At 43.1% G+C, this 23,236-nt stretch carries 21 protein-coding genes; 15 read left to right on the plus strand and 6 right to left on the minus strand.

The genetic code is table 11. From position 1 onward, the window contains the following. The first annotated feature begins 160 nt into the window (after positions 1-160). The 9 genes from A587_RS0105130 to A587_RS0105170 all read left to right on the plus strand — a co-directional run bounded on the left by A587_RS0105130 (position 161) and on the right by A587_RS0105170 (position 12,837). On the plus strand, positions 161-2,344 hold the full coding sequence (locus tag A587_RS0105130) for a M4 family metallopeptidase (RefSeq protein ID WP_026000883.1): 2,184 nt from the start codon (positions 161-163) through the stop codon (positions 2,342-2,344). A gap of 136 nt (positions 2,345-2,480) precedes the next feature. Further along, a complete protein-coding gene (locus tag A587_RS0105135) occupies positions 2,481-4,310 on the plus strand; it encodes a M28 family metallopeptidase (protein WP_017216693.1) in 1,830 nt (609 codons plus the stop codon). A gap of 152 nt (positions 4,311-4,462) precedes the next feature. Further along, positions 4,463-6,184 carry a sensor histidine kinase gene (locus tag A587_RS0105140; protein WP_017216694.1) on the plus strand — a complete coding sequence of 574 codons (1,722 nt, stop codon included), beginning with the start codon at positions 4,463-4,465 and terminating at the stop codon, positions 6,182-6,184. Next, entirely contained in the window at positions 6,177-7,535 is a 1,359-nt protein-coding gene (locus A587_RS0105145; RefSeq protein WP_017216695.1) for a sigma-54-dependent transcriptional regulator, read from the plus strand. The genes A587_RS0105140 and A587_RS0105145 overlap by 8 nt, the downstream gene beginning before the upstream one ends. Positions 7,536-7,695: 160 nt before the next feature. Next, positions 7,696-8,646, plus strand: coding sequence for a porin (locus A587_RS0105150; RefSeq protein ID WP_017216696.1), 951 nt, complete (start codon positions 7,696-7,698; stop codon positions 8,644-8,646). Positions 8,647-8,658: 12 nt separating this feature from the next. Continuing rightward, entirely contained in the window at positions 8,659-10,107 is a 1,449-nt protein-coding gene (locus A587_RS0105155) for an SLC13 family permease (protein ID WP_017216697.1), read from the plus strand. A 144-nt stretch (positions 10,108-10,251) separates the two neighbouring features. Continuing rightward, a complete protein-coding gene (locus tag A587_RS0105160) occupies positions 10,252-11,655 on the plus strand; it encodes a coniferyl aldehyde dehydrogenase (RefSeq protein ID WP_017216698.1) in 1,404 nt (467 codons plus the stop codon). A gap of 127 nt (positions 11,656-11,782) precedes the next feature. Beyond that, positions 11,783-12,166 (plus strand): hypothetical protein, encoded by a 384-nt coding sequence (locus A587_RS0105165; RefSeq protein WP_017216699.1) that lies wholly within the window; start codon positions 11,783-11,785, stop codon positions 12,164-12,166. Positions 12,167-12,438: 272 nt separating this feature from the next. Further along, entirely contained in the window at positions 12,439-12,837 is a 399-nt protein-coding gene (locus A587_RS0105170) for an immunity 22 family protein (RefSeq protein WP_017216700.1), read from the plus strand. Positions 12,838-12,997: 160 nt separating this feature from the next. Here A587_RS0105170 and A587_RS24650 read toward each other — a convergent pair whose 3' ends face one another. Continuing rightward, complete coding sequence (locus A587_RS24650; protein ID WP_017216701.1) at positions 12,998-13,168, minus strand: DUF2986 domain-containing protein; 171 nt, start codon at positions 13,166-13,168, stop codon at positions 12,998-13,000. Positions 13,169-13,273: 105 nt separating this feature from the next. On the opposite strand from A587_RS24650, the gene A587_RS24655 reads away from it, so the two are divergent. Beyond that, positions 13,274-13,417 carry a DUF1737 domain-containing protein gene (locus A587_RS24655; protein ID WP_017216702.1) on the plus strand — a complete coding sequence of 48 codons (144 nt, stop codon included), beginning with the start codon at positions 13,274-13,276 and terminating at the stop codon, positions 13,415-13,417. Between the two features lie 177 nt (positions 13,418-13,594). Here A587_RS24655 and A587_RS0105185 read toward each other — a convergent pair whose 3' ends face one another. After that, the gene (locus tag A587_RS0105185) at positions 13,595-14,320 is read right to left on the minus strand and encodes a tetratricopeptide repeat protein (RefSeq protein WP_010373171.1); all 726 of its coding nucleotides are present in this window, start codon (positions 14,318-14,320) and stop codon (positions 13,595-13,597) included. Positions 14,321-14,460: 140 nt separating this feature from the next. On the opposite strand from A587_RS0105185, the gene A587_RS0105190 reads away from it, so the two are divergent. Further along, positions 14,461-15,246, plus strand: coding sequence for a DUF6279 family lipoprotein (locus A587_RS0105190; RefSeq protein WP_017216703.1), 786 nt, complete (start codon positions 14,461-14,463; stop codon positions 15,244-15,246). 6 nt (positions 15,247-15,252) lie between these two features. Here the strand turns inward: A587_RS0105190 and A587_RS0105195 are convergent, their stop codons facing one another. Genes A587_RS0105195 through A587_RS0105205 form a run of 3 tightly spaced genes read right to left on the minus strand, consistent with a single transcriptional unit; the run spans position 15,253 to position 17,009 of the window. Further along, positions 15,253-15,894, minus strand: coding sequence for a flavin reductase family protein (locus tag A587_RS0105195; protein WP_010373163.1), 642 nt, complete (start codon positions 15,892-15,894; stop codon positions 15,253-15,255). Positions 15,895-15,901: 7 nt separating this feature from the next. After that, positions 15,902-16,627 carry an SDR family NAD(P)-dependent oxidoreductase gene (locus tag A587_RS0105200; RefSeq protein ID WP_017216704.1) on the minus strand — a complete coding sequence of 242 codons (726 nt, stop codon included), beginning with the start codon at positions 16,625-16,627 and terminating at the stop codon, positions 15,902-15,904. After that, positions 16,620-17,009 (minus strand): thiol-disulfide oxidoreductase DCC family protein, encoded by a 390-nt coding sequence (locus A587_RS0105205; protein ID WP_026000884.1) that lies wholly within the window; start codon positions 17,007-17,009, stop codon positions 16,620-16,622. The genes A587_RS0105200 and A587_RS0105205 overlap by 8 nt, the downstream gene beginning before the upstream one ends. A gap of 125 nt (positions 17,010-17,134) precedes the next feature. On the opposite strand from A587_RS0105205, the gene ppc reads away from it, so the two are divergent. From ppc to cdd, 3 genes are all read left to right on the plus strand, one after another. After that, positions 17,135-19,768: a phosphoenolpyruvate carboxylase gene (gene ppc, locus A587_RS0105210; protein WP_017216706.1), complete on the plus strand. Its 2,634-nt coding sequence runs from the start codon at positions 17,135-17,137 to the stop codon at positions 19,766-19,768. 266 nt (positions 19,769-20,034) lie between these two features. Further along, a complete protein-coding gene (locus A587_RS0105215; RefSeq protein WP_232288019.1) occupies positions 20,035-20,352 on the plus strand; it encodes a hypothetical protein in 318 nt (105 codons plus the stop codon). A gap of 43 nt (positions 20,353-20,395) precedes the next feature. Next, positions 20,396-21,262, plus strand: a complete 867-nt coding sequence (gene cdd, locus A587_RS0105220) for a cytidine deaminase (protein WP_017216707.1) — start codon at positions 20,396-20,398, stop codon at positions 21,260-21,262. A gap of 26 nt (positions 21,263-21,288) precedes the next feature. On the opposite strand, the gene udp is transcribed toward cdd, so the two are convergent. Then, the gene (gene udp / locus A587_RS0105225; RefSeq protein ID WP_010373142.1) at positions 21,289-22,047 is read right to left on the minus strand and encodes a uridine phosphorylase; all 759 of its coding nucleotides are present in this window, start codon (positions 22,045-22,047) and stop codon (positions 21,289-21,291) included. A gap of 379 nt (positions 22,048-22,426) precedes the next feature. Between udp and A587_RS0105230 the strand changes: the two genes are divergently transcribed. Next, positions 22,427-23,206 carry a DUF2189 domain-containing protein gene (locus tag A587_RS0105230; RefSeq protein ID WP_010373139.1) on the plus strand — a complete coding sequence of 260 codons (780 nt, stop codon included), beginning with the start codon at positions 22,427-22,429 and terminating at the stop codon, positions 23,204-23,206. Positions 23,207-23,236: the final 30 nt, after the last annotated feature.

A 23,236-nucleotide genomic window follows, 5' to 3' on the forward strand; every position in this document is an offset into this window, starting at 1 on the left:
ATTTATTTGATTTGCTGCCTAGTCTAATAAGGCGTGGCAAAAGCTAATGGCTTGCCATGTCTTCTGCAGTTGAAGGAGAAAACAGTCACATTTCATCCAAGACTTCTTGTGAAGCAATGATGAAAAGGACAATAAAACAACAATACTAGGAGTGTAATTCGTGAAATTATCTACAGTAACTATGGCTACGGCGTGTGCGATTGCGTTTACTTCGCTCAGTGCTCAAGCTGCAACAAAACAATACCTAAACCAGCAAGCTGACATTAATACTATGCTTAAATCAGCCTCTCAAACTGTGTTGAGTACACAGCCAGAAGTGCTGATTGGCTTAGAAAATGCGAGCCAACTAAAGGAGCTTAAAAGCTTCAATAGTAAAAAAGGTGAAGTAACTAAGCGTTTTCAACAAATGTACCAAGGATTACCAGTGATTGGTGATTCGGTCATTTTAACGTTTGACGATGCCGGTGCGCTTAAAAAAGCTCACGGTGCGGCGGTTTATAACATCGCGGCTGACATCGGTTCGGTAAAACCCAAGCTAAATGCCAAAATGGCGTTGAGTCAGTTTGAAAAACAGTCGCTTAGTGCAGACAAAAAGCTTAAAAAACATAACGAAAAATCTCGCCTTGCGATCTGGCTTGATGGCAATTCAACGGCACGTTTAGTGTACGAAGTCACTTTTGTTACTTATGGTGATGAGCCTAAGCGTCCATATTTGATCATTGATGCAAACACAGGCGAAGTGTTAGAAAGCTTCAACAACTTGCAGCATGCAAATGCGACAGGCCCAGGTGGTAACCAAAAAACGGGTCGTTACCAGTATGGTACTGATTACGGTCATCTAGACGTAGCGCAGTCGGGTAATACTTGTACCATGACGAATGCGAACGTTAAGACAATTAACTTAAATCACGGTAGCAGCGGTTCGACTGCACATAGCTTTACGTGCCCAGAAAACACAGTTAAAGAAATTAACGGTGCATACTCACCGCTGAACGACGCACATTATTTTGGTAATGTTGTGTTTAACATGTACAACGATTGGCTAGGTACTGCGCCATTGTCGTTCCAGCTTAAAATGCGTGTGCATTATAGTAGTAATTATGAAAACGCGTTCTGGGATGGCAGCGCGATGACTTTTGGCGATGGTGCGAATACATTCTACCCGTTGGTAAGTCTTGATGTATCTGCTCACGAAGTGAGCCATGGTTTCACTGAGCAAAACTCAGGTCTGGTATACCGTTATAAGTCAGGTGGCTTGAACGAAGCGTTTTCTGATATGGCAGGTGAAGCCGCCGAATTCTTTATGAAAGGCAGCAATGACTGGTTAGTTGGCCAAGACATCTTCAAAGGCAGTGGCGCATTGCGTTATATGAATGACCCAACGCAAGACGGTCGCTCAATCGATCATCAGTCTAACTATACGTCTAGCATGGACGTTCACCACACTTCAGGGGTGTTCAATAAAGCCTTCTACAACCTAGCAACTACGGCAGGTTGGGATACGAAAAAAGCCTTTATCGTAATGGCAAAAGCTAACCAAATGTATTGGACCGCTAATACTGACTGGGACTTAGCTGGTAATGGCGTAATGGATGCGGCATGTGACCTAGGTTATGAACCAAGTGACGTACAAGCTGCGTTAGCAGCGGTTGGCGTTAACTCAAACTTAAGCACAGGTAGTAGCTGTGATACTAACCCACCACCTCCTCCTGGTGGCGATGAAGAGTTGACGAACGGTCAGCCTCGTACTGGGATCAGTGGCGCGGCAAAAGAGCAAATGTTTTTTACCCTTGATGTGCCAGCTGATGCGACTAGCCTAAACTTCACAACTTCTGGTGGTAGCGGTGATGCGGACCTTTATGTCAAGTATGGCTCTCGTCCGACACTAAACACTTATGACTGCAATAGCACAACGTCTACAAGCAACGAAAGCTGCGATATTAGTAACATTCAAGCTGGTAAGTACTACGTGATGGTCGAAGCGTGGAATCAGATTTCGGGCGTAACTTTGACTGGTACATACAGCTCAACGGGTGGAACTCAACCAATTGACCGCACTGAGTCAAATGTCAGTGTTGCATCTGGCAGCTGGACACGTTTCACGCAAGATCTAAACGCTAGCTACAGCAGCCTTGAAGTGAGCATCTCTGGTGGTTCAGGTGATGCGGATCTATACGTAAACTTTGGTTCTCAATCAACAACGTCGAGCTATCAGTGTCGCCCTTATAAAAACGGTAACAACGAGACTTGTACGATTGCAAACCCACAACAAGGTACTTGGTACATTGATTTACGTGGCTATAGCGCAGCTAGCGGTGTAACACTGAATATCAAAGCGAACTAAGTAACAGTTTAAAGGGAGCGCAAGCTCCCTTTCTTTATTAATAAATAAAATCATAAATTTACCTCATTTGAATAATCTTTTTATTTTGCTCAGCGCTTAAATCATGTTGTTATTCAAATGAGTTGAGGATACAACAATGAAATTAACTACACCTATGCTACTGAGCATTGCCTGTTTGAGTGGCTTTTCTGAAGCGTCTGAAGAGGTTTGGGTGACAATGGATGCGAAGTCTAGTCAGCATTTCCAAGTCCATAATTCTATTCGCGGTACTCATTTCGAGCAGCTTTCTTTACCAAACAGTGAAGTCAAAGCGTTAAAAGTACCTGCAAACTTACACTCACACCTGAGTGCATTTATGCACGACGAATATCACCGCTGTGGTGGTTTTGTCGCCCATGACTCCTTAGAGCAGGCGCAAAGCTATCTTGCACAATTAGAAAGCGTAAACCCAAGTGCGACACTAGTTAACTACAGCATTGATAACCCCACACGGGTTAACAGCTTAATTTCAAAAGTCAGTACAGTGAACTTGGACAGCAGCGTCAACTCGCTAACCAGTTTTTATAACCGCTATTATACCTCGCAAACAGGCATTGATGCTGCTGCATGGGTCAAGCAAACATGGAGTGATATTGCAGCAAGTCGATCAGATATTAGTGTTGAATATTTTAGCCATTCTTGGGCTCAATCTTCAGTGATTGTCACCATTCCAGGTAGTGAACTGAGTGATGAAATTGTTATTATCGGCGGACACCTTGATTCAATTAACCAATCTAACTCGAGTGGGCTTGCGCCGGGTGCGGATGATAATGCCTCTGGGATAGCTGTGCTTACCGAAGCGCTAAGCGCTATTGTTGAAGATGGTTATCAGCCTCAGAGGACAATCCAAATCATGGGCTTTGCGGCAGAAGAAGTTGGGCTTCGAGGTTCTAAAGCTATCGCGCAGTCGTACAGCTCTCAGGGAAAAAACGTAGTCGGTATGACACAATTTGATATGACTGGCCGCAATGGCAGTAGTGCGGATATTGTGATGATGACAGACTATACAAACAGCGCACAGAATCAGTTCTTAGGCCAATTAATAGAAACTTATTTGCCAAACCTAAGCTATGCTTATGACCAATGCGGTTATGGCTGCTCCGACCATGCATCTTGGTATCAGCAAGGGTTCCCAGCTTCTATGCCATTTGAATCAAGAATGTCTGAGATCAACAGAAAAATTCATACCACCAACGATACCGAATTTGATTCAACACATGCACAAAAATTTGCAAAACTCGCGCTGGCGTTTGTTGCTGAGCTTGGCAAAAATGCGGGTGATACACCTCCGCCACCGCCAAACAATGAGCTTGAAAATGGCGTGGCTAAAACGGGGATTTCTGGCGCTTCTAAAAGCCAACAGTTTTTCACCATGGAAGTACCACAAGGTGCAACTAATTTAAGTTTTACCACGTCAGGTGGTACTGGTGATGCCGATCTCTACGTTCGCTATGGCTCCAAACCTACTTTGAACACTCATGACTGCAAAAGCACTAACTCGTCTAGTAACGAGCAATGCAATATTTCCGCTGTGCAAACTGGCACGTATTACGTGATGGTAGAAGCATGGAACGCGATTTCGGGGGTCAGTTTGGTAGGGCAATACGATACCTCAAGTGGCAATACGCCTATTGACGAAACTATCAATAATATTTCTGTCGCCAGCGGACAGTGGCAGTATTTTAGTCAAGCACTAACCGCGGGATACCAAACCCTGACAATTACGACGTCGGGAGGCACGGGAGACGCGGATCTTTATGTTAATTTTGGCACGCAACCAAATACCAGCACCTACCAATGTCGTCCGTACAAAAATGGCAATAATGAGGTATGTACAATCTCCAACCCTCAGGCAGGCACTTGGCATATCGGCCTGCAAGGCTACCAAGCAGCGAGCAATGTAACGCTAAATATTAGCGCGAATTAATACGTCAACTAATACGCGTTTAAAATCAAGACCGGGGATATAATCTTGCTTATCTCCGGTCTTGGCGCTTAGTGATACATTGATTTAAAGAGATTTGATTTAATTGATATTCTGCTTCTGATAGACTCAATGAGTTCAATTAGGAGTTGCGTGTGTCACATAAGTTCTCAGTTAAGATATTAATTTATCTTTTATTATTATTTTGTGGGCTGTGGGCAAGCTATTTGTTCAATGTGGCACAGGATGAGGAAAATGTCCTTGGTCAGACTAAAACCAACCTAGAGAAGCTTAATAGTTATATCCAGACTGAATTTACTCGTTATCAAGCTATCCAAACACAATTGAGCTTAAGCAATTTGGTGCAATCAGGCTTACAGCAAGCAACCGCTATAAACTCCAATGAACTGGACAGATATCTACAGGACATTCAAATATCCAGTGGTGCGTCAGACGTTTACCTGCTAGACCTCAGTGGAACTGTGATTGCAAGTAGCAACTGGTATTTGCCGCATAGCTATAAAGGCAGTAACTTTGCCTTTCGCCCCTATTTTTACGAAACAATCGAGGGCAATGAGCATGTCTCTTTTGCGCTCGGTTTACGTTCCAAAACCCGTGGCTTCTATTTTGCTAAATCTGTCTACAAAGATGAATCGCTTGTAGGCGTGGTGGTGATGAAGGTTAACGCCAGTAAATTTGAATCAGATAAAGCCCAGCTTGATACGGGAACTGATAGCCATTTCTTAATTGTGGACGACAATCATATTGTGCTGGCATCTGATGTAGAGCAGTGGCGGTTAGCATCGTTAGGGGGATTGTCACCCGCCAAGCGAAAAGAAATTGAATCCTCAAGGCAGTTTGAAAGCGAACCCCTATTACCGATTGATTGGCGTGTACTTTCACCAACCAGAGTTAAAACTTCATCTCATGGCAGCGACGCGCTGATGCAAAAGAGGCCGCTTAATAAGCAATACACACTTTATTTGCTGCATGAAATTGCGCCGATAAAAGCGGCACAGTGGCCGCGGCTTGGGGTAACCGCATTGGTATTGATCATACTTTTTGTTGTTGTCGAGTACACGTTGAGTAAACTGACTGGGTACAGACAACTACTTTTCAGCCAACGGAGTCTAGAGGCTGAGGTTGAGAGCCGCAAGCAAGCGCTCGAACAGGCGCAAGATGCACTTATTCGCGCTGCCAAGTTGGCAACCATAGGGCAGCTCAGCGCCAGTATTAACCATGAAATCAATCAACCACTTAGTGCCATGAGTGCGTATGTTGCCAGTGCTAAACGGTTGGCTCAAAAGGGAGAAGTGAGCAAAGTAGTCGAAAACATGGTCCTGATCCAATCTTTGATCACTCGGGTGCATAAAATCGTGGCGCAGCTAAAGTCATTTAGTCAGCATCATGATAATAAGATGCTGGTGGCCAACCTTAAACACTCAGTAGATAACGCCTTAGTTATAGTTGGGCCTGAACTCAAACGCTACGGTGTAGCAATTCAAAGTGAGGGGCTTGCGTGCAATATCTGGGTTGACCCATTTAAGTTTGAGCAAGTTCTGGTAAATATTATTAGCAATGCGTGCCAAGCGATTGTTGAGCAAGATAATAAATGTATTTATATTCGCGCCGTGGAGCATGAAGGTAAGATCCAGCTGTCTATTATTGACTCGGGCGAAGGGATAAAGCAGCACGCTTTATCCAACATATTTGAACCGTTTTACACCACTAAATCAGGTAATGGTTTAGGCTTAGGGTTATCCATTTCAAAACAGATCATTGAATCGTTTCATGGCAAACTCAGTGCCCATAATCATCCGCAAGGTGGCGCCGAGTTTTTAATTAGCTTACACACAAAGAATCCACAACATGACTGAAGAGAAAACACTGTTAATCATCGATGATGAACAAAGTATACGAGATGCGCTAAAACAACTATTTGAAATAGAAGGGTACTCAGTGCAGTGTTTTTCCAGTGCAACGCCTGCATTAAAAAAGCTTTCTCGTCAGTTTAGCGGTGTTGTGCTTTGTGACATCAACATGCCCGAGATCAATGGCATTCAATTTTTAGAGCTGGTGATGCAGTTTGATTCTGAGTTACCTGTGGTATTTCTAACCGGCTTTGCGGATGTTGAAGTGGCGGTAAAAGCCATCCAAAAAGGGGCTTACGACTTTTTCGAAAAGCCCGTGTCAGAGCCGCTACTCGACTGTATAGAAAGAGCGCTTGATAAACGCCGGTTGGTGATGGAAAACCGAGAGCTAAAAGCGCAAGTCAAGAAAAAGTCTGCGCCGGGCGTACGGATCTTAGGTGAGACAAAACAAATGCAGCAAATGCTGTATTTGCTTGATGCTGTGATTGATACCCCTGCTGATGTACTAATTGAAGGTGAAACCGGTACGGGAAAAGAGTTGGTGGCACGATACTTACACGACCATAGCGAGCGCTCAAATCATAACTTCGTCGCTATCAATTGCGGTGCAATTCCAGAAGAACTGATTGAAAGTGAATTATTTGGTGCCAAAAGCGGTGCATTTACGGGAGCCAAAGAGTCTCGCGAGGGAAAATTTTCTTTTGCCCAAGGCGGTACGGTATTTTTGGATGAAATCGAAGCCATGTCTGCGGCTTTACAAGTGAAGCTGCTGCGCGTTTTAGAAGAAAGAAGTGTGACGCCTGTTGGCAGCAACACTGCAATAGCACTGGACATTAGGGTGGTTGCAGCGACCAAAGTGGATTTACAAACCTTAGTCGCGCAAGGTAAATTCCGCTCGGATTTATTTTATCGACTTAACCTCGTCAAAGTGATGATCCCATCACTTCGTTCCAGAAAAGCTGATATTCCGCTGCTATATAAACACTTTAGCTCCATTGCTGCTACTCGATTTCATAAACCTATGCAGCCAATTAGCCCTGAATTAGAGGCGCAGCTGTTGGCACAAGATTGGCCTGGGAACGTGCGAGAACTGAGAAACCACGCCGAGCGCCATATTTTGCTCGGTGGTGCGATGACTGCGAGTAACAACATCCAAAGCAATTTGTCTGATGAAACGTTGAGTTTGGCTGAGAAGGTGAGCTACTACGAGCAATCGCTAATTGAAGAAGCACTGGCCCAAAGCCAAGGCAGCATAAAAGATGCGATGAATTTGCTAAAAGTGCCGAGAAAAACCTTGTACGACAAGATGAGTAAGTATGGTTTAAATCGCACTATGTTCACCAATGATGATGGGTGAACATAGTGACACATTATAGATTTAAGTGTGTGGAAATCCGCACATTTTAGCTGCCATTAACCTTTGATTTTGATTTATCCATCTGATTTATATTAAAAAATAAACTCTGGTCTCAGAATTGCGTTGTCTTAATCGACAATAATCAAAAATGAGACAAGTTATGACAGCAAGTAAATCTTTAGTGGCGTTGGCAGTTGCCAGTGCAACGTTATCAGCCTCTGCGTTAGCCGCAGACTACAGCATTTATGGTAAAGCAGAAGTTCAAATTGCCAACACAGACAAAGGTGTAATGCGCTATACCAAAGAGGGCACACAAATTGACGCACCATTTTCGAGAATTGGTGTAAAAGGAGCCCACGGATTATCAAGCGATCTAAAACTCGTCTACAAATATGAAGTACAAGTTAAAGGTTTTGAACACGACGATACCACTGAGCCATTTTCAGCAAGGAACACCTATGTTGGCCTTGAAGGGAAATTTGGTACGGTTTTAGTGGGCAGAAACGACACACGTTTTAAGTTCAGTGAAGGTAAAATCGATCAATTTAACGAAACCCAAAGTGATATTGCCCAAGTGCTGGCAGGTCAAGATAGAGTTGGTGATTCAATTACCTATTCTTCACCTAAGTGGAATGACTTTTCTTTTTCTCTGACCTACACACCTAAAGACGACGCTAGCAACGATGAAGCCGGGTTTGCAGCAACCGCAATTTATGGTGACCGAGCATTAAAAAATAAAGATTACTATGTTGCCCTAAGTCATACCGACAGTATTGGTAATTTGGTTGCTACGCGCATCGCGTTGGCTTACAAGTGGCAAAAGTTACAACTTGGTGCCATCATCCAAGACAGTGAAAATCTAGCGAAAGACAAATCGGGTAATGGCTATGTGCTAAGCGCAAGTTACCAACTCGACGATAATTGGCGTCCGAAGCTACAGTTTGCCAAAGACTCAAGCGGATTACGCCACAGTGAAGATGCGACTCAGTGGACGCTAGGTACAGACTATATTTTCGATAAACAAACTAACTTGTATGTGATGGCAACGCAGCTCGACCTTGAAACACAAGACGATACTAGCATCGCTGTTGGCTTAAAATATAAGTTTTAAAGGTTCAAGATAATGACAGAAGAGAATAAAAAAACGATAAAAACGCAGCTGTTTCTGTGGCTTGGTCCCTTGGTAATGTTACTGATCTGTTTGGTTGAACCACCATCGGGTATGTCGGTTGAGGCTTGGAGAACCGCAGGCTTAGCGTTTTGGCTAGCTTCTTGGTGGATAACCGAAGCTGTGCCTATTCCGGCGGCTTCGTTATTACCCTTGGTTATTTCGCCTCTAGTCGGGATTGCATCTATTAAAGCGGTTGCTGCACCGTTTGCGCATCCTTTGATTTATCTATTTCTGGGTGGATTTTTGCTCTCAATCGCCATGGAAAGGTGGGGGCTGCATAAACGCATCGCGCTGAATACCATGTTGTTCGCAGGCACTAAACCGAGTATACAGATCTTAGCGATGATGGGCGTGACAGCATTTTTATCTATGTGGATGTCAAACACGGCAACGGCGGTCATGATGTTACCGATTGCACTTTCGGTTATTCACTTGGTAAAAGAGCAGGGTGGAGATAGCCATAGCTTTGCTAAAGCGCTATTACTTTCTATCGCTTATGGAGCCAGTATTGGAGGTATTGCAACTTTAATTGGTACGCCACCAAATGCGTTAATGGCTGCTTACTTATCCGACAGTTATCAAATTGAGATTGGTTTTGCCACTTGGATGATGATTGGTGTGCCTTTGTCTTTGGTAATGCTGGCATTTGCTTGGTTCTGGTTGACCAAAGTGACTTACAAGGTCGATAAAGAAGAAATTAATGTTGATACTAAGTCGTTATTTACTTCCCAATTAAAAGCACTCGGTGAAATGTCTCGTGCGGAGAAAGGAGTTTTTTCGGTATTTATTTTAGCGGCAGTATGCTGGATCTTTAGACCGCTAATTGGTGATGTTACGGGTCTTAAATTGTCAGATACTGGCATTGCAATTGCCGCAGCACTGTTACTATTTGTTCTTCCTGCCAAGTCGGGAAGTGACGAACGTATTTTAGATTGGGAAAGCGCAGCTAAGGTGCCTTGGGGTATTTTGCTATTATTTGGCGGTGGTTTATCACTAGCGGCACAGATCAAATCTTCAGGACTTGCCGATTACATTGCTAACTTACTTGCGGGCGCGGATGCCATGGGCTTAGTGCTTGGAGTACTAGTTGTTGCAGCACTTATTACGTTCTTAACGGAAATTACCAGCAATACCGCAACGGCTGCAGGCTTTTTACCTTTACTTGGTCCTGTCGCTGAATCAATCACGGGTTCTCCTTTAGCTTGGGTTATTCCTGCTGCAATCGCGGCCAGTTGCGCCTTTATGATGCCAGTTGCAACACCGCCAAATGCCATCGTATTTGGCTCGGGTGAGATCAAAATTAAAGACATGATCCGAGCAGGGTTTGTTTTGAACATAGTCGCGATAGGGTTAATTACAATTGTTACCTTGACTTTGGCAAGGAGCATACTAGGGTTTTAAAGTTGCCATTCTCCACAGGCTGTGTCCATCGAAAGGCAACTCGGTCATACGCAGCCTGCCTCCATAGTAATACCTAGTTTCTTGAAGATAGACCCGTTGTTTTTTCCTTGCTATATTCAAATTAGACATTAGCAGGACCTGATAATGATTGAAGATAATACCAGCACTTTAATAGCCACATTTACTCAGTTAAAAAGTCGCTTTAACCAAGATCCTTACCCCGCGCTTGAAAAGCGTTTACGTCTATTAACTGAAATAAAATCACGTATGTTGCAGCGGCAAGATCAATTAGTCGAGGCGGCAGATCGGGATTTTGGTACTCGGAGTCGATTCGATACCGTGATTGCAGACATCATGCCTTGCATCAATTCGATTGATTATATCGCGAAGCACCTGCGCAAATGGAGCAAAGTGCAGCATCGTTCACCCGGTGCGCAGTGGCTACCATCTAAGGCAAAAATTGAGATTGTGCCAAAAGGAGTCGTGGGCGTGATAGCCCCGTGGAATTATCCAATTCAGCTGGCGATTGTTCCCGTTATTACTGCCCTCGCTGCTGGAAACAAAGTTATGCTCAAGTTGAGCGAGTTCACTCCTAAGGTGAATGCGGTGATAAGAGCCATTTTTAAAGGGTTGAACAATGAAGTGTGCGTCATTGAAGGTGGACCTGATATTGCCTCGACTTTTACTGAGCAGCCATTCGATCACTTGCTATTTACAGGTTCAACAGCAGTTGGCAAAAAGGTGATGGCGGCTGCGGCTAAAAATCTCACGCCGGTCACCTTAGAGTTAGGGGGGAAATCACCGGTTATAGTGCTTGATGACGCTGATATCAGCGCCGCTGCGATGAGTGTGTTAATGGGGAAGCTCTCTAATTCAGGTCAAATCTGTGTTGCACCAGATTATGTGTTAGTGCACGAAGAAAAATACGATGCATTTATTGCTGAGCTGAAACAGCACTACGAAAAAACCTATAAAACAAAAGTTGGTGTAAAAAACCAAACTTCAATTATTAATGACAGGCAATTTCAGCGCTTAAACGACATTATTATTGATGCCAAAAATAAAGGCGCGAATGTGTGGCAAGCTGAGCCAGCACGCGACAATCGTCAGCTCCCTCTGCATATCATTACCCATGTCAACAAAAGCATGAGGGTGATGCAAGAGGAGTTATTTGGAACGATTTTGCCAATACTAAAAATTTCCAACTTAAATGATGCGATTAGCTATATTAGGGAGGACACCACACCGCTTGCAAGTTATTTGTTTACGCAATCTCAGGTTGCCATGAATAAAGTGTCAAAGGAGCTCGCAACGGGTACTTTAGCGATCAACGAAACCATAGTGCATGTGGTTGTTGAGTCTTTACCCTTTGGTGGCCTAGGTCACTCTGGCATGGGTCAATATCATGGCGAAGAAGGCTTTTATACCTTTAGCCACAAAAAGCCCATTCTCCAATCTAATAATACTAAATGGCGCAACAAGATGTTGCTTAGCCATTCAAAGCTACTTACAAAGCCGTTAGAGTGGCTCTTTATGAGGAAAAAATAACATCAAGCGTATCGGACAAGCATATTATAACTTGCTTGCGACGCAATCAGTCTATCAAGAATGAACGTGTGCCAGCGCATGCGTTGCTATTTATACACAAAAGTACAATCAAAGGATTGGAGACTATATGGATATTTTTACAGCGTTAAAAAACATGGAAGCATTAGCAAACGGTATTGATCCAACTTCAGGTGAAGTACTACCCGATACTTCTCCATACAATAGCCCTGAAGTTATAAGATCATTGTTTACAGTTATTGGGGCCTTAAAACAGCCAAAAAAAAGTAAAAAGTCAGTAGAGCAAAAACAGCAAGAGAACATTTCAAAAGGCCTTCCTAAGAATGCCGGGCTTCCTTGGACAGAGGAAGAGCGAGAAAGGTTAATCCATAGCTTTAATGCAAATATCTCTATAGGCGAGCTATCTAATATTCATGGTCGTACAAGCGGTGCTATCACCTCTGAGTTGAAAAAGCAGGGTTTAATTGAAGAAATTGAAGCTACCCGTATGTGATACCAATTTATCCTTATTTGCTCAGTTTGAAGGAGCGGAACTGATGCTAACTTTGCTAATAATTCTCATTTAGAACACTAAATAGAAACTTGTGCCTTGCCCACAGAATAAAGGTAACTCAGCATGAGCAGGACGTGGAAGCTGCGTCATTCCCAAAACTCTCAGGCCAGACAAGCAAGTAATTTAACGTCTTTTTGAAAATAATGAATTGACCCATTTCTTATCCAAATCACGGATTAAAAAAATAAACTTTATATTGACGGAAATCTAAGATGATAAAAACAACAGAACACAGTGATTTTTGGTTAGGTAGCTTTCCGTCAGAGAGGCGAGCTTGCGAGTATTTCGAAGAAATGTACAACGACGAAGATGAAGACCGAGAATACACGCCTCTATCCGAGTTCGCCAAAGATCAAGGGCAAAAGTGGTACGATCACGATTTCATTGAATACGGTTTTAACAATTCAGTGTCAAGTATCAAAGAATTAGTCGAAGGCTACTCTTATAGTGAGCAATATGCAGAGGAGCTTGAAAAGCGATGTGAAGAACGGAAGCTAGTTGGTGTAAATTTCTTTGTATTCATCACAGTTCGTGAGATAGCTAAACCTAAATCGGTTATAACAGATGAATTTAAATTACATTATGTTGGTAAAATTGAGTATCAAATTTGAGGTAACTTGCTCCCAGTAAGTTGATGAATAACGCAATTTACACGATGTTGCCTGCGCAATTCAGTGAGTACAGTATTAAAGCACAGGTTACTTTTTAGGAGCACACTTTGAGGTGGTTTACAGTGATTTTTTGAGTCGAAGGAGATAAATATTTGAGCAATTAAGACTCGTCGGTTGCGCTAAGTAGTTCATCTCCGTCTTGCTGTTGGGCTGCTATTTTCTCACGTTCTGCTTTTGAGATGTAGCGCGGTTTGTTGCTTTTGTGGAGTTTTGCATTAGCACGCTTGTCTTTTTTCTTTAAGGTTTCGTAAATCTTCTTTTTGCGGTTCATTTTCACAGCCCATTATGAATGAAGTGCTAGTTTACCTTAGTGTTAGCAGGTTCAACAATGATAAAAAGATAGGCTTTTTAATACTGATATCGAAGGAAATAAAAAATGGAATATACGTTAGTGAAAACCGCGACCTATAAAGGGTTAATCAAGGAGGTTAATGAACTAATAAAACAAGGCTGGATCCCTCAAGGAGGAGTCATGGAAGATCAAAATGGTAGGTGTTTACAGGCAATTATTAAAACCTGAACTTTCACGCCGAATTTTAGCTAATCCAAGGAGCAAACTGGCGCTAGTTGATTTAAAGATTTCTCAATGAGAACAATCAAATAGCAAAATTTTTTGTTAACTATCGACAAAATTGTTATAACTAAGGCCTCGGGTGAGGCCTTAGTTAATCAACACTTTTCTTAATCTAAGCTTAGATTATTTAGTACGTGTTTCTGCTACGTATTTACCGGCTTGAATTCGCTCATAAATACTATTAGCGAGTTCTTTTGCTTGTTCGATTTGTGAAGGAGAAAGCTGTTTCTCGTCGAGCACTCGGCTCTTTGTGGCTTCAGCATAACCATTAAACTCCGCTAACGTATTCCATACGTACGAGCGTTCAATATTTTTCTCGACTCCTAAGCCCTGAAAATACATGAGTGCTAAATTAAACATGGCTAAGGTGTAGTTGTTTGCGGCGGCTTTTTCATACCAGTTAAGTGCGTGGCGGTAACTTTGTGGTACACCGTCACCGTTTGCATACATCAGCGCTACGTTAAATTGAGCAGCTGGCATGTTTTTGTTTGCCGCTCTGGTCATTAGCTCAACATATTTAGAGCGGTCCTTTTTAACGCCGCGACCTTCGTCATACATGACGGCTAGCGCAAACATTGCGTCGGCTTCACCCAGTTTAACGGCTTGTTGAAATAACTCTGCCGCTTTACGTGGATTTTTGACGACACCGTAGCCGCCTTCATACATTACACCGAGTTGATAAATGCCCGGAGCGTAGTTCATTTCAGCTAAATAATTGAATTCTTGTAGTGCTTCTTCGAACCTGCCTGCATTGAGTGCATCTATGCCTTCTTCCAATCCAGCTGTTGCCAAAGGTGCTTGGCTTAATAGTGCAATGGCGATACATGCTTTTGAAATCCTGCCTAACATCATAGACCTCCTTAAGGTAGCTATGCTAACTATGTTGTTAGTTATTCTAATGCCAGAAACACAGATTTACAAAATACAAATCTAAAATGGCAGATACTGCGTTAATATAAGGTAATAAAAACAAAAATTGAGGCAATGGGATGAAGAAATTAATAGCACTGGCGCTATGTTTACTGTGTTTGGCTGGATGTAGTCAAAGATTGGCTTACAACAACCTAGGATGGTTAGCGAGTTATTATATTTCCGATTATGTTGAGCTGACGGATGAGCAAGAGGAAAAGTTGGAGGCTGATGTAGAATCTTTGGTTGCGTGGCATCGGCAGTCAGAACTACCAAAATACAAATCTCATATCCAATCACTGTTGAAGCACTGGCAAACCATGACAGAGAGTGACATGGTGCATATGGTGTATACTACAAGAAACTATTGGTATTCCGTCGTTGAAGCCGTATATCCCAAGTTAGAAACACACCTAAATTCGCTCAACCGTGAACAGCGAGAAATGCTGATAGCCAACATAGAAAAAGAAATGTTGGACGATGACTGGGAGGAAGGAGATCAATTTAACCGCTATGAGCGTTGGCTTGGTGATTTGAGTGACAAACAAAAGGAGCTTATTAACGAATATTATGAGCAAGGCGAGTTTGCGCGTCAGGTTTGGCGTGCACATGAACAAAGGCGATTTAGCCAGTTTAAACAAGCTATGTTACTGAGCGGCACTGAACAGGTTTCACCTGAGCTGTTGCAGCAAGCGATAGTTACTACACCCACAGCGCTGCCTGAGCGCATCCTAGATATTCAAGCAAGACGAATAAAAGAGTATGCAAGTCTCGCCGTTAAACTTAAAGACACCATGAGCGACAAACAAAGGAAACACTTTAAAGAAGAGCTCGAAGAGTTACTCGAGCTCTTGGAATCGTTGTAAAGATACCTAGCCAAGTAGCTTAATTCTGGTTGGCTTGTTTGGTTTTGCATACTCCAAACGATTAATACGTTTGGTACTGTGATAGCCGTCTAAACTGGAAATTGCAATACTATCTAGTGCCTCGATATCAATATAGCCGTCTTCGAGCAAAGCGCTTTCTTCAACGTGAAGCGTCTCAATTTCGCCTATTACCAGCTCGGTATCGTTGAGCTTGATGGTTTGGTGATCTTTGAGTGTAAGCCCGTATTTTAGTCTGCTTTCCTTGACGAAAGGAGCTGGAAAAGCATTTAAATACTCGGCGGTTAACCCCGTTTCCTCAAATTCAGATTGACTCTTTTCATATCTGGCTGAGGTTTGATGAGCTGCCATATAAATTTGAACATTGACTTGATTAATGGTGTATTTTTCAGTCGCTAAGATGTTTTCCAGTGTGTGCCTAGGTACGCTATGAGGCCTAAAAATCACACCTACGAGTGCCGGGTTGGCACCGAGGTGGAAAACGGAGCTGACGATAGACAAGTTTTCTTGACCTGTTTCGTCAACTGTTCCAATTAAGTTGGCGCTTTTGAAACCCGACAGCGAATTTATCATCAATGCGCGATAACGCTCGTCTAAGGTTTTAATATCGTCACTTGAGAAGTGTTTCATGATGTGTTCACCATTCAATTAATTTATTTTGCCAGTCAACATAGCTCACCGTACCATCGGGGTGGCTATTTGCGATGATCCCGCTAAGTTGATGTGCCACAAATTCCGGCGTAAAGAGTTTTTCGTCTGGGACATTGGCTTGAAAAGGTTTTGAAAGTGGCGTGTCGGTAGTGCCTGGATGGAACAAAATGAGCTTAATGTTTTTTGCTCGACGCGCAAGTTCGACCGCTGCCGTTTTAAACATCATATTAAGCGCAGACTTTGAACTGCGATAGCTGTACCAGCCGCCCATCTGGTTGTCACTGATACTTCCAACACGGGCAGAGAGTGCCGTGACTACGCATGGCTGCTTACCTTTTAAGGCTGGCAGTAAGGCTTGCAACCAAAGCATGGGGATCATGGTATTGATATTAAACAGCGCCATGCTGTATTCGAGATCAATGTCCTCAAGCTTTTTCTCTGGGAATTTATCAAACTCGTCATGGAGTAAGCCATTAAAAATAGTGACGCTCTTTACCGTTAAGCCCAACTCGAGAATACGGCTCGCAACTTGACGAATTTGTGCTTTAGAATAATCACACTGAAAATGCAGATTATTAGCTTGTTGAGCTGTTTTAGCTTGCCTAGACACCGAGATCACATTGACGTCGGGACTTTGTTCGGTTTGCGCTTTTACAAAGGCTTGGGCAATCTCTGAGCTCGCACCAATCACTATGATGGCGAGGTTAGTCACGATTGCAGTCTCCACTATTTTGCATACCGCATTGATTTGGGTACAGATGTTTAGAAATTTTCATTCTGTGCCTTGCAAAAAACAAGTAAACGCCGTCTGCAATTGTTCGGATGATGGGTAATCTCAATAATTTGATCCAGCGATGTTTGCCAACTTGACCCCAGGCCGCTGCGGTAACATCTAGTCCTACAATGAGCTTGCCTTGGCTATCATAACCGTGGAGTTTAGCCATAGCCGCTTCATGCTCTATCTCAGGAAACTCGGTAGAGAAGCGGTTATCGTGAATGTTCACTAAATCAATTTTATTGTGTTGATCGAAACGTTTAAGTTCATTCATTTCTCCTACACACAGCGGACAGTTACCATCGTAAAATACAATCATTCGCTCACTCGAATAATACTTATCTTTGTCATGTTATTACGTTAACGTCTTGAAAATAGATCGTTCGCAAATCAATTTATTCTCGGTATAGTGGAGTTCTAGTATCTTTTCATCAAGGAGATTGTATGACTGAGCAATACGCAAGCCTACGTAGTAATGTGAGCCTTTTGGGGCAGATGTTAGGGCAAATTATTCAACAAGCGCAGGGTCAAGAGACGCTAGACAAAGTTGAAGAAATTAGGCACCTTGCAAAATCCTCTAGAAGCGGTAATGATTCAGATAGGCAGGCGCTGATTGACACCTTACGTAGCCTAAGCGATGAAGCGCTACTTCCCGTTGCTCGCTCATTTAATCATTTCTTAAACCTGGCGAATGTCGCAGAACAATTCCACACCATTTCAAAGTCAGGCTCTCCAGACGGCGTGATGATCGAAGTAGATAAGGCGCTTGATGAATTGCAAAGTAAAGTCGATGCTGGCGCGCTGACACTCAATGAAGTAGCAGATGTAATAAGCAAACTAAAAATCGATTTGGTGCTAACTGCTCACCCAACGGAAGTAACACGCAGAACCATCATCAATAAACACGTCGAGCTGAGTGAGTGTTTAAAAGTGCTAGAGGTGACCTCAGGTGAGGACCCTGTCTACGATGAGGTCATTGACCGCATTGAGCAGTTGATCTCACAAGCGTGGCACACAAGCGATATTAGAGAAAAGCGACCTACGCCGCTGGATGAAGCAAAGTGGGGATTCGCGGTTATTGAAAATAGTCTTTGGGAAGCCGTGCCTAAGTTTGTTCGGTATTTCAACGCCCAAGTGAAAACGCGATTAAACTTACAACTACCAGCCAATTTTAGTCCTATCCAGCTCACTTCTTGGATGGGTGGCGATAGAGACGGCAACCCGTTTGTTACTTCTCATGTGACGCAATCTGTGCTTGATCACGGCCGCTGGATGGCGCTTGACTTATATCGTCGCGATCTAGAAATCTTGGGTGCAGAACTTTCTATGAGTAATGCATCTGAAAGCTTTATAGCGCGAGCGGACGGTAGCAATGAACCTTATCGCCATGTATTAAAGCAAGTACGCGCTGAGGTAGAAGAAACCATTGCAGCATTGGAATATAAAATCAAAGGCACGCCCTCGCATTATCAAGACAAGATTAAACAGGTATCACAGATAAGAGAGCCACTAGAGGCGTGTTATCGCTCGCTGGTTGATTGTCGCATGGCTAATATTGCCGACGGTTTGTTGTTGGATGTATTAAGGCGAATTGACTGTTTTGGTGTGTCTTTATGTAAGTTAGATATTCGCCAAGATTCCGCCAGACATACCGAAGTGTTTTCTGAATTAACGCGCTATTTGGGTCTTGGCGATTATGCCCAGTGGCAAGAAGCAGACAAGCAAGCTTTCTTGTTAACCGAGCTAAGCTCGAGACGACCGTTATTGCCGCGTCATTGGCAACCTTCTTCCAATGTTCAAGAGGTGCTAGAGACATTTGCAACTATTGCGGATCAAGACCAAAATGCACTTGGCATTTACATTATCTCAATGGCGCAAAGTGCCTCAGATATTCTCGCCGTACATTTATTACTCCAAGAAAGCGGATGTAAATTCAACTTACCGGTAGCCCCGCTATTTGAAACGCTGGATGATTTAAATAACGCACAATCAGTGATCAGCGGGTTATTTGAGAACACTTGGTATAAAGGCACGATTGGTGCCAAGCAATATGTCATGATCGGCTATTCCGACTCAGCAAAAGACGCAGGAATGATGGCGGCAGGATGGGCGCAGTATGATGCAATGGAAAAGCTGGTTAACCTTGCTGATGCGAAGGGCATCGAGCTGGTGCTTTTCCATGGCCGCGGAGGCACGATTGGTCGTGGAGGTGCGCCTGCAGCACAAGCGCTGAGATCTCAGCCTCCTGGGTCGCTAAAAAGTGGCTTGCGAGTAACCGAGCAAGGCGAAATGATCCGCTTTAAATTTGGTTTACCTAAAGTCGCGATGCAAAGTCTATCTATTTATACCAGTGCGATTTTACAAAGTAATTTGTTGCCGCCCCCTAGACCCGAACCTAAATGGGTAGAGGTAATGGAGACGATTAGTGAAGCTTCCTGTAAAAAGTATCGCAGTATTGTTCGAGAGAATCCTGAGTTTGTTCCTTACTTTAGAATGGCAACGCCAGAACAAGAGTTGTCTAAATTACCGCTAGGCTCGAGGCCTTCTAAACGTAATCCAAACGGCGGAGTAGAGAGTTTGAGGGCTATTCCTTGGATTTTCGCATGGAGTCAAAATCGCTTGATGTTGCCTGCTTGGCTGGGGGCAAAAGAAGGTCTTGAAGCTGCCGTAGAAACGTTTGGTAAAGACATGCTGCAAGAAATGAGCGCAAAGTGGCCATTTTTTAGAACCCGTTTAGAAATGCTCGAAATGGTATTCTGTAAAGCCGATCTCTGGCTCAGCGAGATGTATGATGCAAGTTTAGTTAGTGATGACTATATAGGCCTAGGGGATGAATTAAGAGACAACTTGCAGCAAGCCATCGAGCTTATTCGCGGCCTTGCGCCAGAGTCATCGTTGTTGTCACAGCAACCTTGGATCAAAGAATCAATCGGGCTGAGAAACCCGTATACCGATCCTCTAAACTTGTTACAAATAGAACTGTTAAAGCGTGTGCGCGAAGAAACCAATCACGATTTGGAACTGGCACTTATGATCACGATGACAGGGATTGCGGCGGGAATGCGCAATACGGGTTAGTGCAACAATTTGAATAATCTATTTTTGTAAAATTTTACATTTATAAGCATAACAGCCACAAAACCAATCCCAATGGATTGGTTTTTTTATTTTGGTTGGTTTTTTATTAGTATATTTATTGACAGTAATTCTCATTGATTTAAAATGCGCGGCTGGTTTAACCAGTCGTTTTATTTGTTTTATTCAAGAATTGTCGGTTGATGGGTCTACGATACATGCACAAAATTTCTACTAGCGTCACATTTGATGAGTGTAATGATCTGATTATGATGAAGGTCAGAGGCATTGCGAATGCAAACGATGTGGTCTCGGCATACGAGAAAGCCAATCTATATGCTAAAAAGCATAATAGTAGCAAAGTATTAGTGGATGTGAGTGAACTTGAACACCGCTTTGCTGCGATTGATATTGTGAACATAATGCCAAAAGTTGCGCACAATATCGGTAATTTACACATCGCGCGCGTCGTTGGTTTTGAAGGTTATATGCATGACCTTTTTCTACAAAAAATTAAGCGTTTTAATATCAGCGCTGAAAACTTTGAGTGTTTTAAATCTGCAAGAGAATGGTTGAGTCGGCTGTAACTCTTGCGTAAACTATCCTGCCATAGATAAACATGACAACAATATGGCAAAGATAGAACCATCAATAAAAAGTGCGTTAACGCAATACGCCATTGCCCATCGTGGAATATTTAATTATTCCCAGCTAGCACAATATCAAAACCGTTTTCAATTATCTCGATCTGAGCTTGAGGCTGCTTTACTTGACGTTGCGGCTGAGTTTGCTACGCCTCCTATTTCACAATTTTATGTTGGTGCCATTGCTTGGGATGATAAATCTCAACAAGCGTTTTTAGGCGCAAATTTAGAGTTCTCGCATCAGGCGCTTTCTTTGGTTGTTCATGCTGAGCAAGCGGCAATTAACAATGCGTGGTTAAATGGCGCAACTGAAATCTCTAAAATGACGATCAATGCCGCGCCTTGCGGATTTTGTCGCCAATTTATGAATGAACTAAGCACCGCAAAGGAGCTTGAAATTTTATTGCCGACAGGGAAAACCTCGTTGTGTGATTTGCTGCCGACTTCGTTTGGTCCGGACGATCTGGGCAACAGTGAAAAACTCTTTTCTCAAGCGCAACATCTTGCTGCTCATGAAACATCGCCTGCATCAATCAGTGCGGCGCTTTATCGGCATTATCTGCGCGCTTATTGCCCCTACACACACAATCAAAGTGCAGTGGAAATTAAACTAGACACTGGCGAGTGCTTTTATGGGCGCTATGCTGAAAATGCGGCTTATAATCCAAGCTTATCGCCATTACAAAGTGCACTAAGTCAATTAGCGATGTCGGGTAAAGTATTATCTGAGGTCAATGTCGTAGAGATCACTTTGCTAGAAAAACAGGGTTGTGCTAACCAGTTGCAAGTAAGCTTAGCAGTTTTAAAAGCATACAATGCTGAGCATTTGCTTACACATATAGAGATTGAGTAATCACTCAATCTCTACGCTTAGCGCTATTATTTCGAAAGTAATAGCTCAGCAGCTTTTAATACTGCAGTGACGGCTTTCTTTTCAACGGCTTGATGGTCGACATTGGGGATTTCTTGGCGTGTTCTGTTTACCAAGACGCCCGCAAGACAAGCTGCCTTCAATCCAAGTGCTGCACACATGGTAAATAATGTCGCAGATTCCATCTCATAGTTCATCACATTAAGCTTTTGCCATTCTGCACACGAACCTTGATACGCCTTTCTGACGTAGCCTGAGTATGTGTCGTAACGTTCTTGCCCAGGGTAGAAAGTATCGCTAGACGCAGTGATCCCAACGTGATGAGTAATGCCCAACGATTCACAGGCTTGTACCATCGCTGAAGTGGTGTGGAAATCAGAAACCGCAGGAAACTCGATAGGCGCAAAATGCTGGCTAGCGCCATCTAAACGCACTGATGCCGTGCTCACCAAAATATCACCTTCATTGATATGTGGTTGAATAGCGCCAGTCGTACCTATGCGTAAAAAGGTAGTGATACCAAGCTGTGCTAATTCTTCAACAGCGATTGACGTTGATGGGCCGCCTATACCTGTTGAACAAATTACCACAGGACTTTTATTTAAAAAGCCAAGGTAAATATGAAATTCGCGAGTTTGTGCTAAGCAGACTGGAGAGTCAAGATATTCGGAAATGCGTTTTGAGCGCTCGGGATCACCCGGAACAATTGCCAGTGAAGCGCCTTGTAGGTCGGCTTTCGTAAGACCTAAGTGAAATACCTTTTCCATAGTAAACCTTAGTTATAATTAAAGCGTAATGTTTATAGTTAATGCCTATCAAGTACAGGACAGATGTCCTATTTAAGCGTGGCATGTTTAAATTATACCAACCGTATTAAGTAAATGCGTTATTTTGAAGCAGGGAAATAGCATTAGTAGCCCCGCTCTTACATCCTGCTACCGCTAAGGTATCTAAATCCATTTAGGCAAGGCAAAAATTTTACTATTTAGTTGTTCTTAATGAAAAATTTCTAACGAAGCTTATATGATGTTTTTCCCTTCAAATTGGTTAGAGAATTAATGCAGCTGTTATTATAGCTCGGGATAGCTTGCAGGATTGTCGATGTTCCACTAAACCTTAACATGAGAGCAACAATGAGGAATGGTTATGCCTGCTACACATTCTATAAATAAAGATAACGAATTTGCGCGTTGCTTTGAGTGCAACAAAGTCCCAACCATGGCGCCGTTTCACTGGCTCGCATTAGCGTTTAAAGATATTGCAAATGCGCCATTACTTAGCCTAGTGTATGGACTTATTTTTACCCTTATACCTGCTTTTATCATGTGGTTAGTGTACCAATCAGGTACTCACTTGGTAATTCTGCCTGCCGCTGTCGCCTTTGCGCTTATCGGGCCTGCTTTTGCAGCTGGCTTGTATGATGTCGCGTGGGAGTTGGAAAAGGGCCATAAACCAACATTATCACACAGCCTTAAGTCAATGTTCCGTAATCCGGCTGGCGAGTGGGGGTTTGCGGTGTTACTGATGGTCATTATGATTGTTTGGATGCGCCTAGCTGCGCTTATCCATGCATTATATCCAAATGTTCCGAATCCAACGTTTGAACAACTTTCGGCATTTTTAGCACTCGGCTCGATAGTGGGGGGCATTTTATTGGTGTGTGTATTTGCGATCTCAGCGTTTACTCCACAAATAATGATGGAGCGTCGAGTGGATATTATGACTGCGGTAATAAGCTCAATGCATGCAGTGAAGGAAAATGTCGGCGCTATGGTGGTATGGTGTGGGATCTTAGTGCTTCTGGTGATGCTTGGGTTTGCAACTGGAACGGCTGGGTTTATCGTTATTATGCCGCTGCTAGCGTACGCAAGTTGGCATGGCTATATCGCTGTAATTAAAACAAAAGTGCCACGCCACTACGAATAACTAAACACCCTCTATGAATAAACAACCGCA

Origin of the sequence: Pseudoalteromonas sp. NJ631 (genome assembly GCF_000276645.1) — a bacterium.
In the GTDB taxonomy this organism is placed as follows: Bacteria; Pseudomonadota; Gammaproteobacteria; order Enterobacterales; family Alteromonadaceae; genus Pseudoalteromonas; species Pseudoalteromonas piscicida.

What these genes read in the sequence shown, in the direction of transcription:
- udp (WP_010373142.1), bottom strand. Translation starts at nt 22,047, where the DNA reads ATGGAAAAGGTATTTCACTTAGGTCTTACGAAAGCCGACCTACAAGGC.
- A587_RS0105190 (WP_017216703.1), top strand. Translation starts at nt 14,461, where the DNA reads ATGAAGAAATTAATAGCACTGGCGCTATGTTTACTGTGTTTGGCTGGA.
- A587_RS0105215 (WP_232288019.1), top strand. Translation starts at nt 20,035, where the DNA reads ATGATGAAGGTCAGAGGCATTGCGAATGCAAACGATGTGGTCTCGGCA.
- A587_RS0105160 (WP_017216698.1), top strand. Translation starts at nt 10,252, where the DNA reads ATGATTGAAGATAATACCAGCACTTTAATAGCCACATTTACTCAGTTA.
- cdd (WP_017216707.1), top strand. Translation starts at nt 20,396, where the DNA reads ATGGCAAAGATAGAACCATCAATAAAAAGTGCGTTAACGCAATACGCC.
- A587_RS0105155 (WP_017216697.1), top strand. Translation starts at nt 8,659, where the DNA reads ATGACAGAAGAGAATAAAAAAACGATAAAAACGCAGCTGTTTCTGTGG.
- A587_RS0105145 (WP_017216695.1), top strand. Translation starts at nt 6,177, where the DNA reads ATGACTGAAGAGAAAACACTGTTAATCATCGATGATGAACAAAGTATA.
- A587_RS24655 (WP_017216702.1), top strand. Translation starts at nt 13,274, where the DNA reads ATGGAATATACGTTAGTGAAAACCGCGACCTATAAAGGGTTAATCAAG.
- A587_RS0105195 (WP_010373163.1), bottom strand. Translation starts at nt 15,894, where the DNA reads ATGAAACACTTCTCAAGTGACGATATTAAAACCTTAGACGAGCGTTAT.
- ppc (WP_017216706.1), top strand. Translation starts at nt 17,135, where the DNA reads ATGACTGAGCAATACGCAAGCCTACGTAGTAATGTGAGCCTTTTGGGG.
- A587_RS0105135 (WP_017216693.1), top strand. Translation starts at nt 2,481, where the DNA reads ATGAAATTAACTACACCTATGCTACTGAGCATTGCCTGTTTGAGTGGC.
- A587_RS0105150 (WP_017216696.1), top strand. Translation starts at nt 7,696, where the DNA reads ATGACAGCAAGTAAATCTTTAGTGGCGTTGGCAGTTGCCAGTGCAACG.
- A587_RS24650 (WP_017216701.1), bottom strand. Translation starts at nt 13,168, where the DNA reads ATGAACCGCAAAAAGAAGATTTACGAAACCTTAAAGAAAAAAGACAAG.
- A587_RS0105170 (WP_017216700.1), top strand. Translation starts at nt 12,439, where the DNA reads ATGATAAAAACAACAGAACACAGTGATTTTTGGTTAGGTAGCTTTCCG.
- A587_RS0105165 (WP_017216699.1), top strand. Translation starts at nt 11,783, where the DNA reads ATGGATATTTTTACAGCGTTAAAAAACATGGAAGCATTAGCAAACGGT.
- A587_RS0105185 (WP_010373171.1), bottom strand. Translation starts at nt 14,320, where the DNA reads ATGTTAGGCAGGATTTCAAAAGCATGTATCGCCATTGCACTATTAAGC.
- A587_RS0105230 (WP_010373139.1), top strand. Translation starts at nt 22,427, where the DNA reads ATGCCTGCTACACATTCTATAAATAAAGATAACGAATTTGCGCGTTGC.
- A587_RS0105205 (WP_026000884.1), bottom strand. Translation starts at nt 17,009, where the DNA reads ATGATTGTATTTTACGATGGTAACTGTCCGCTGTGTGTAGGAGAAATG.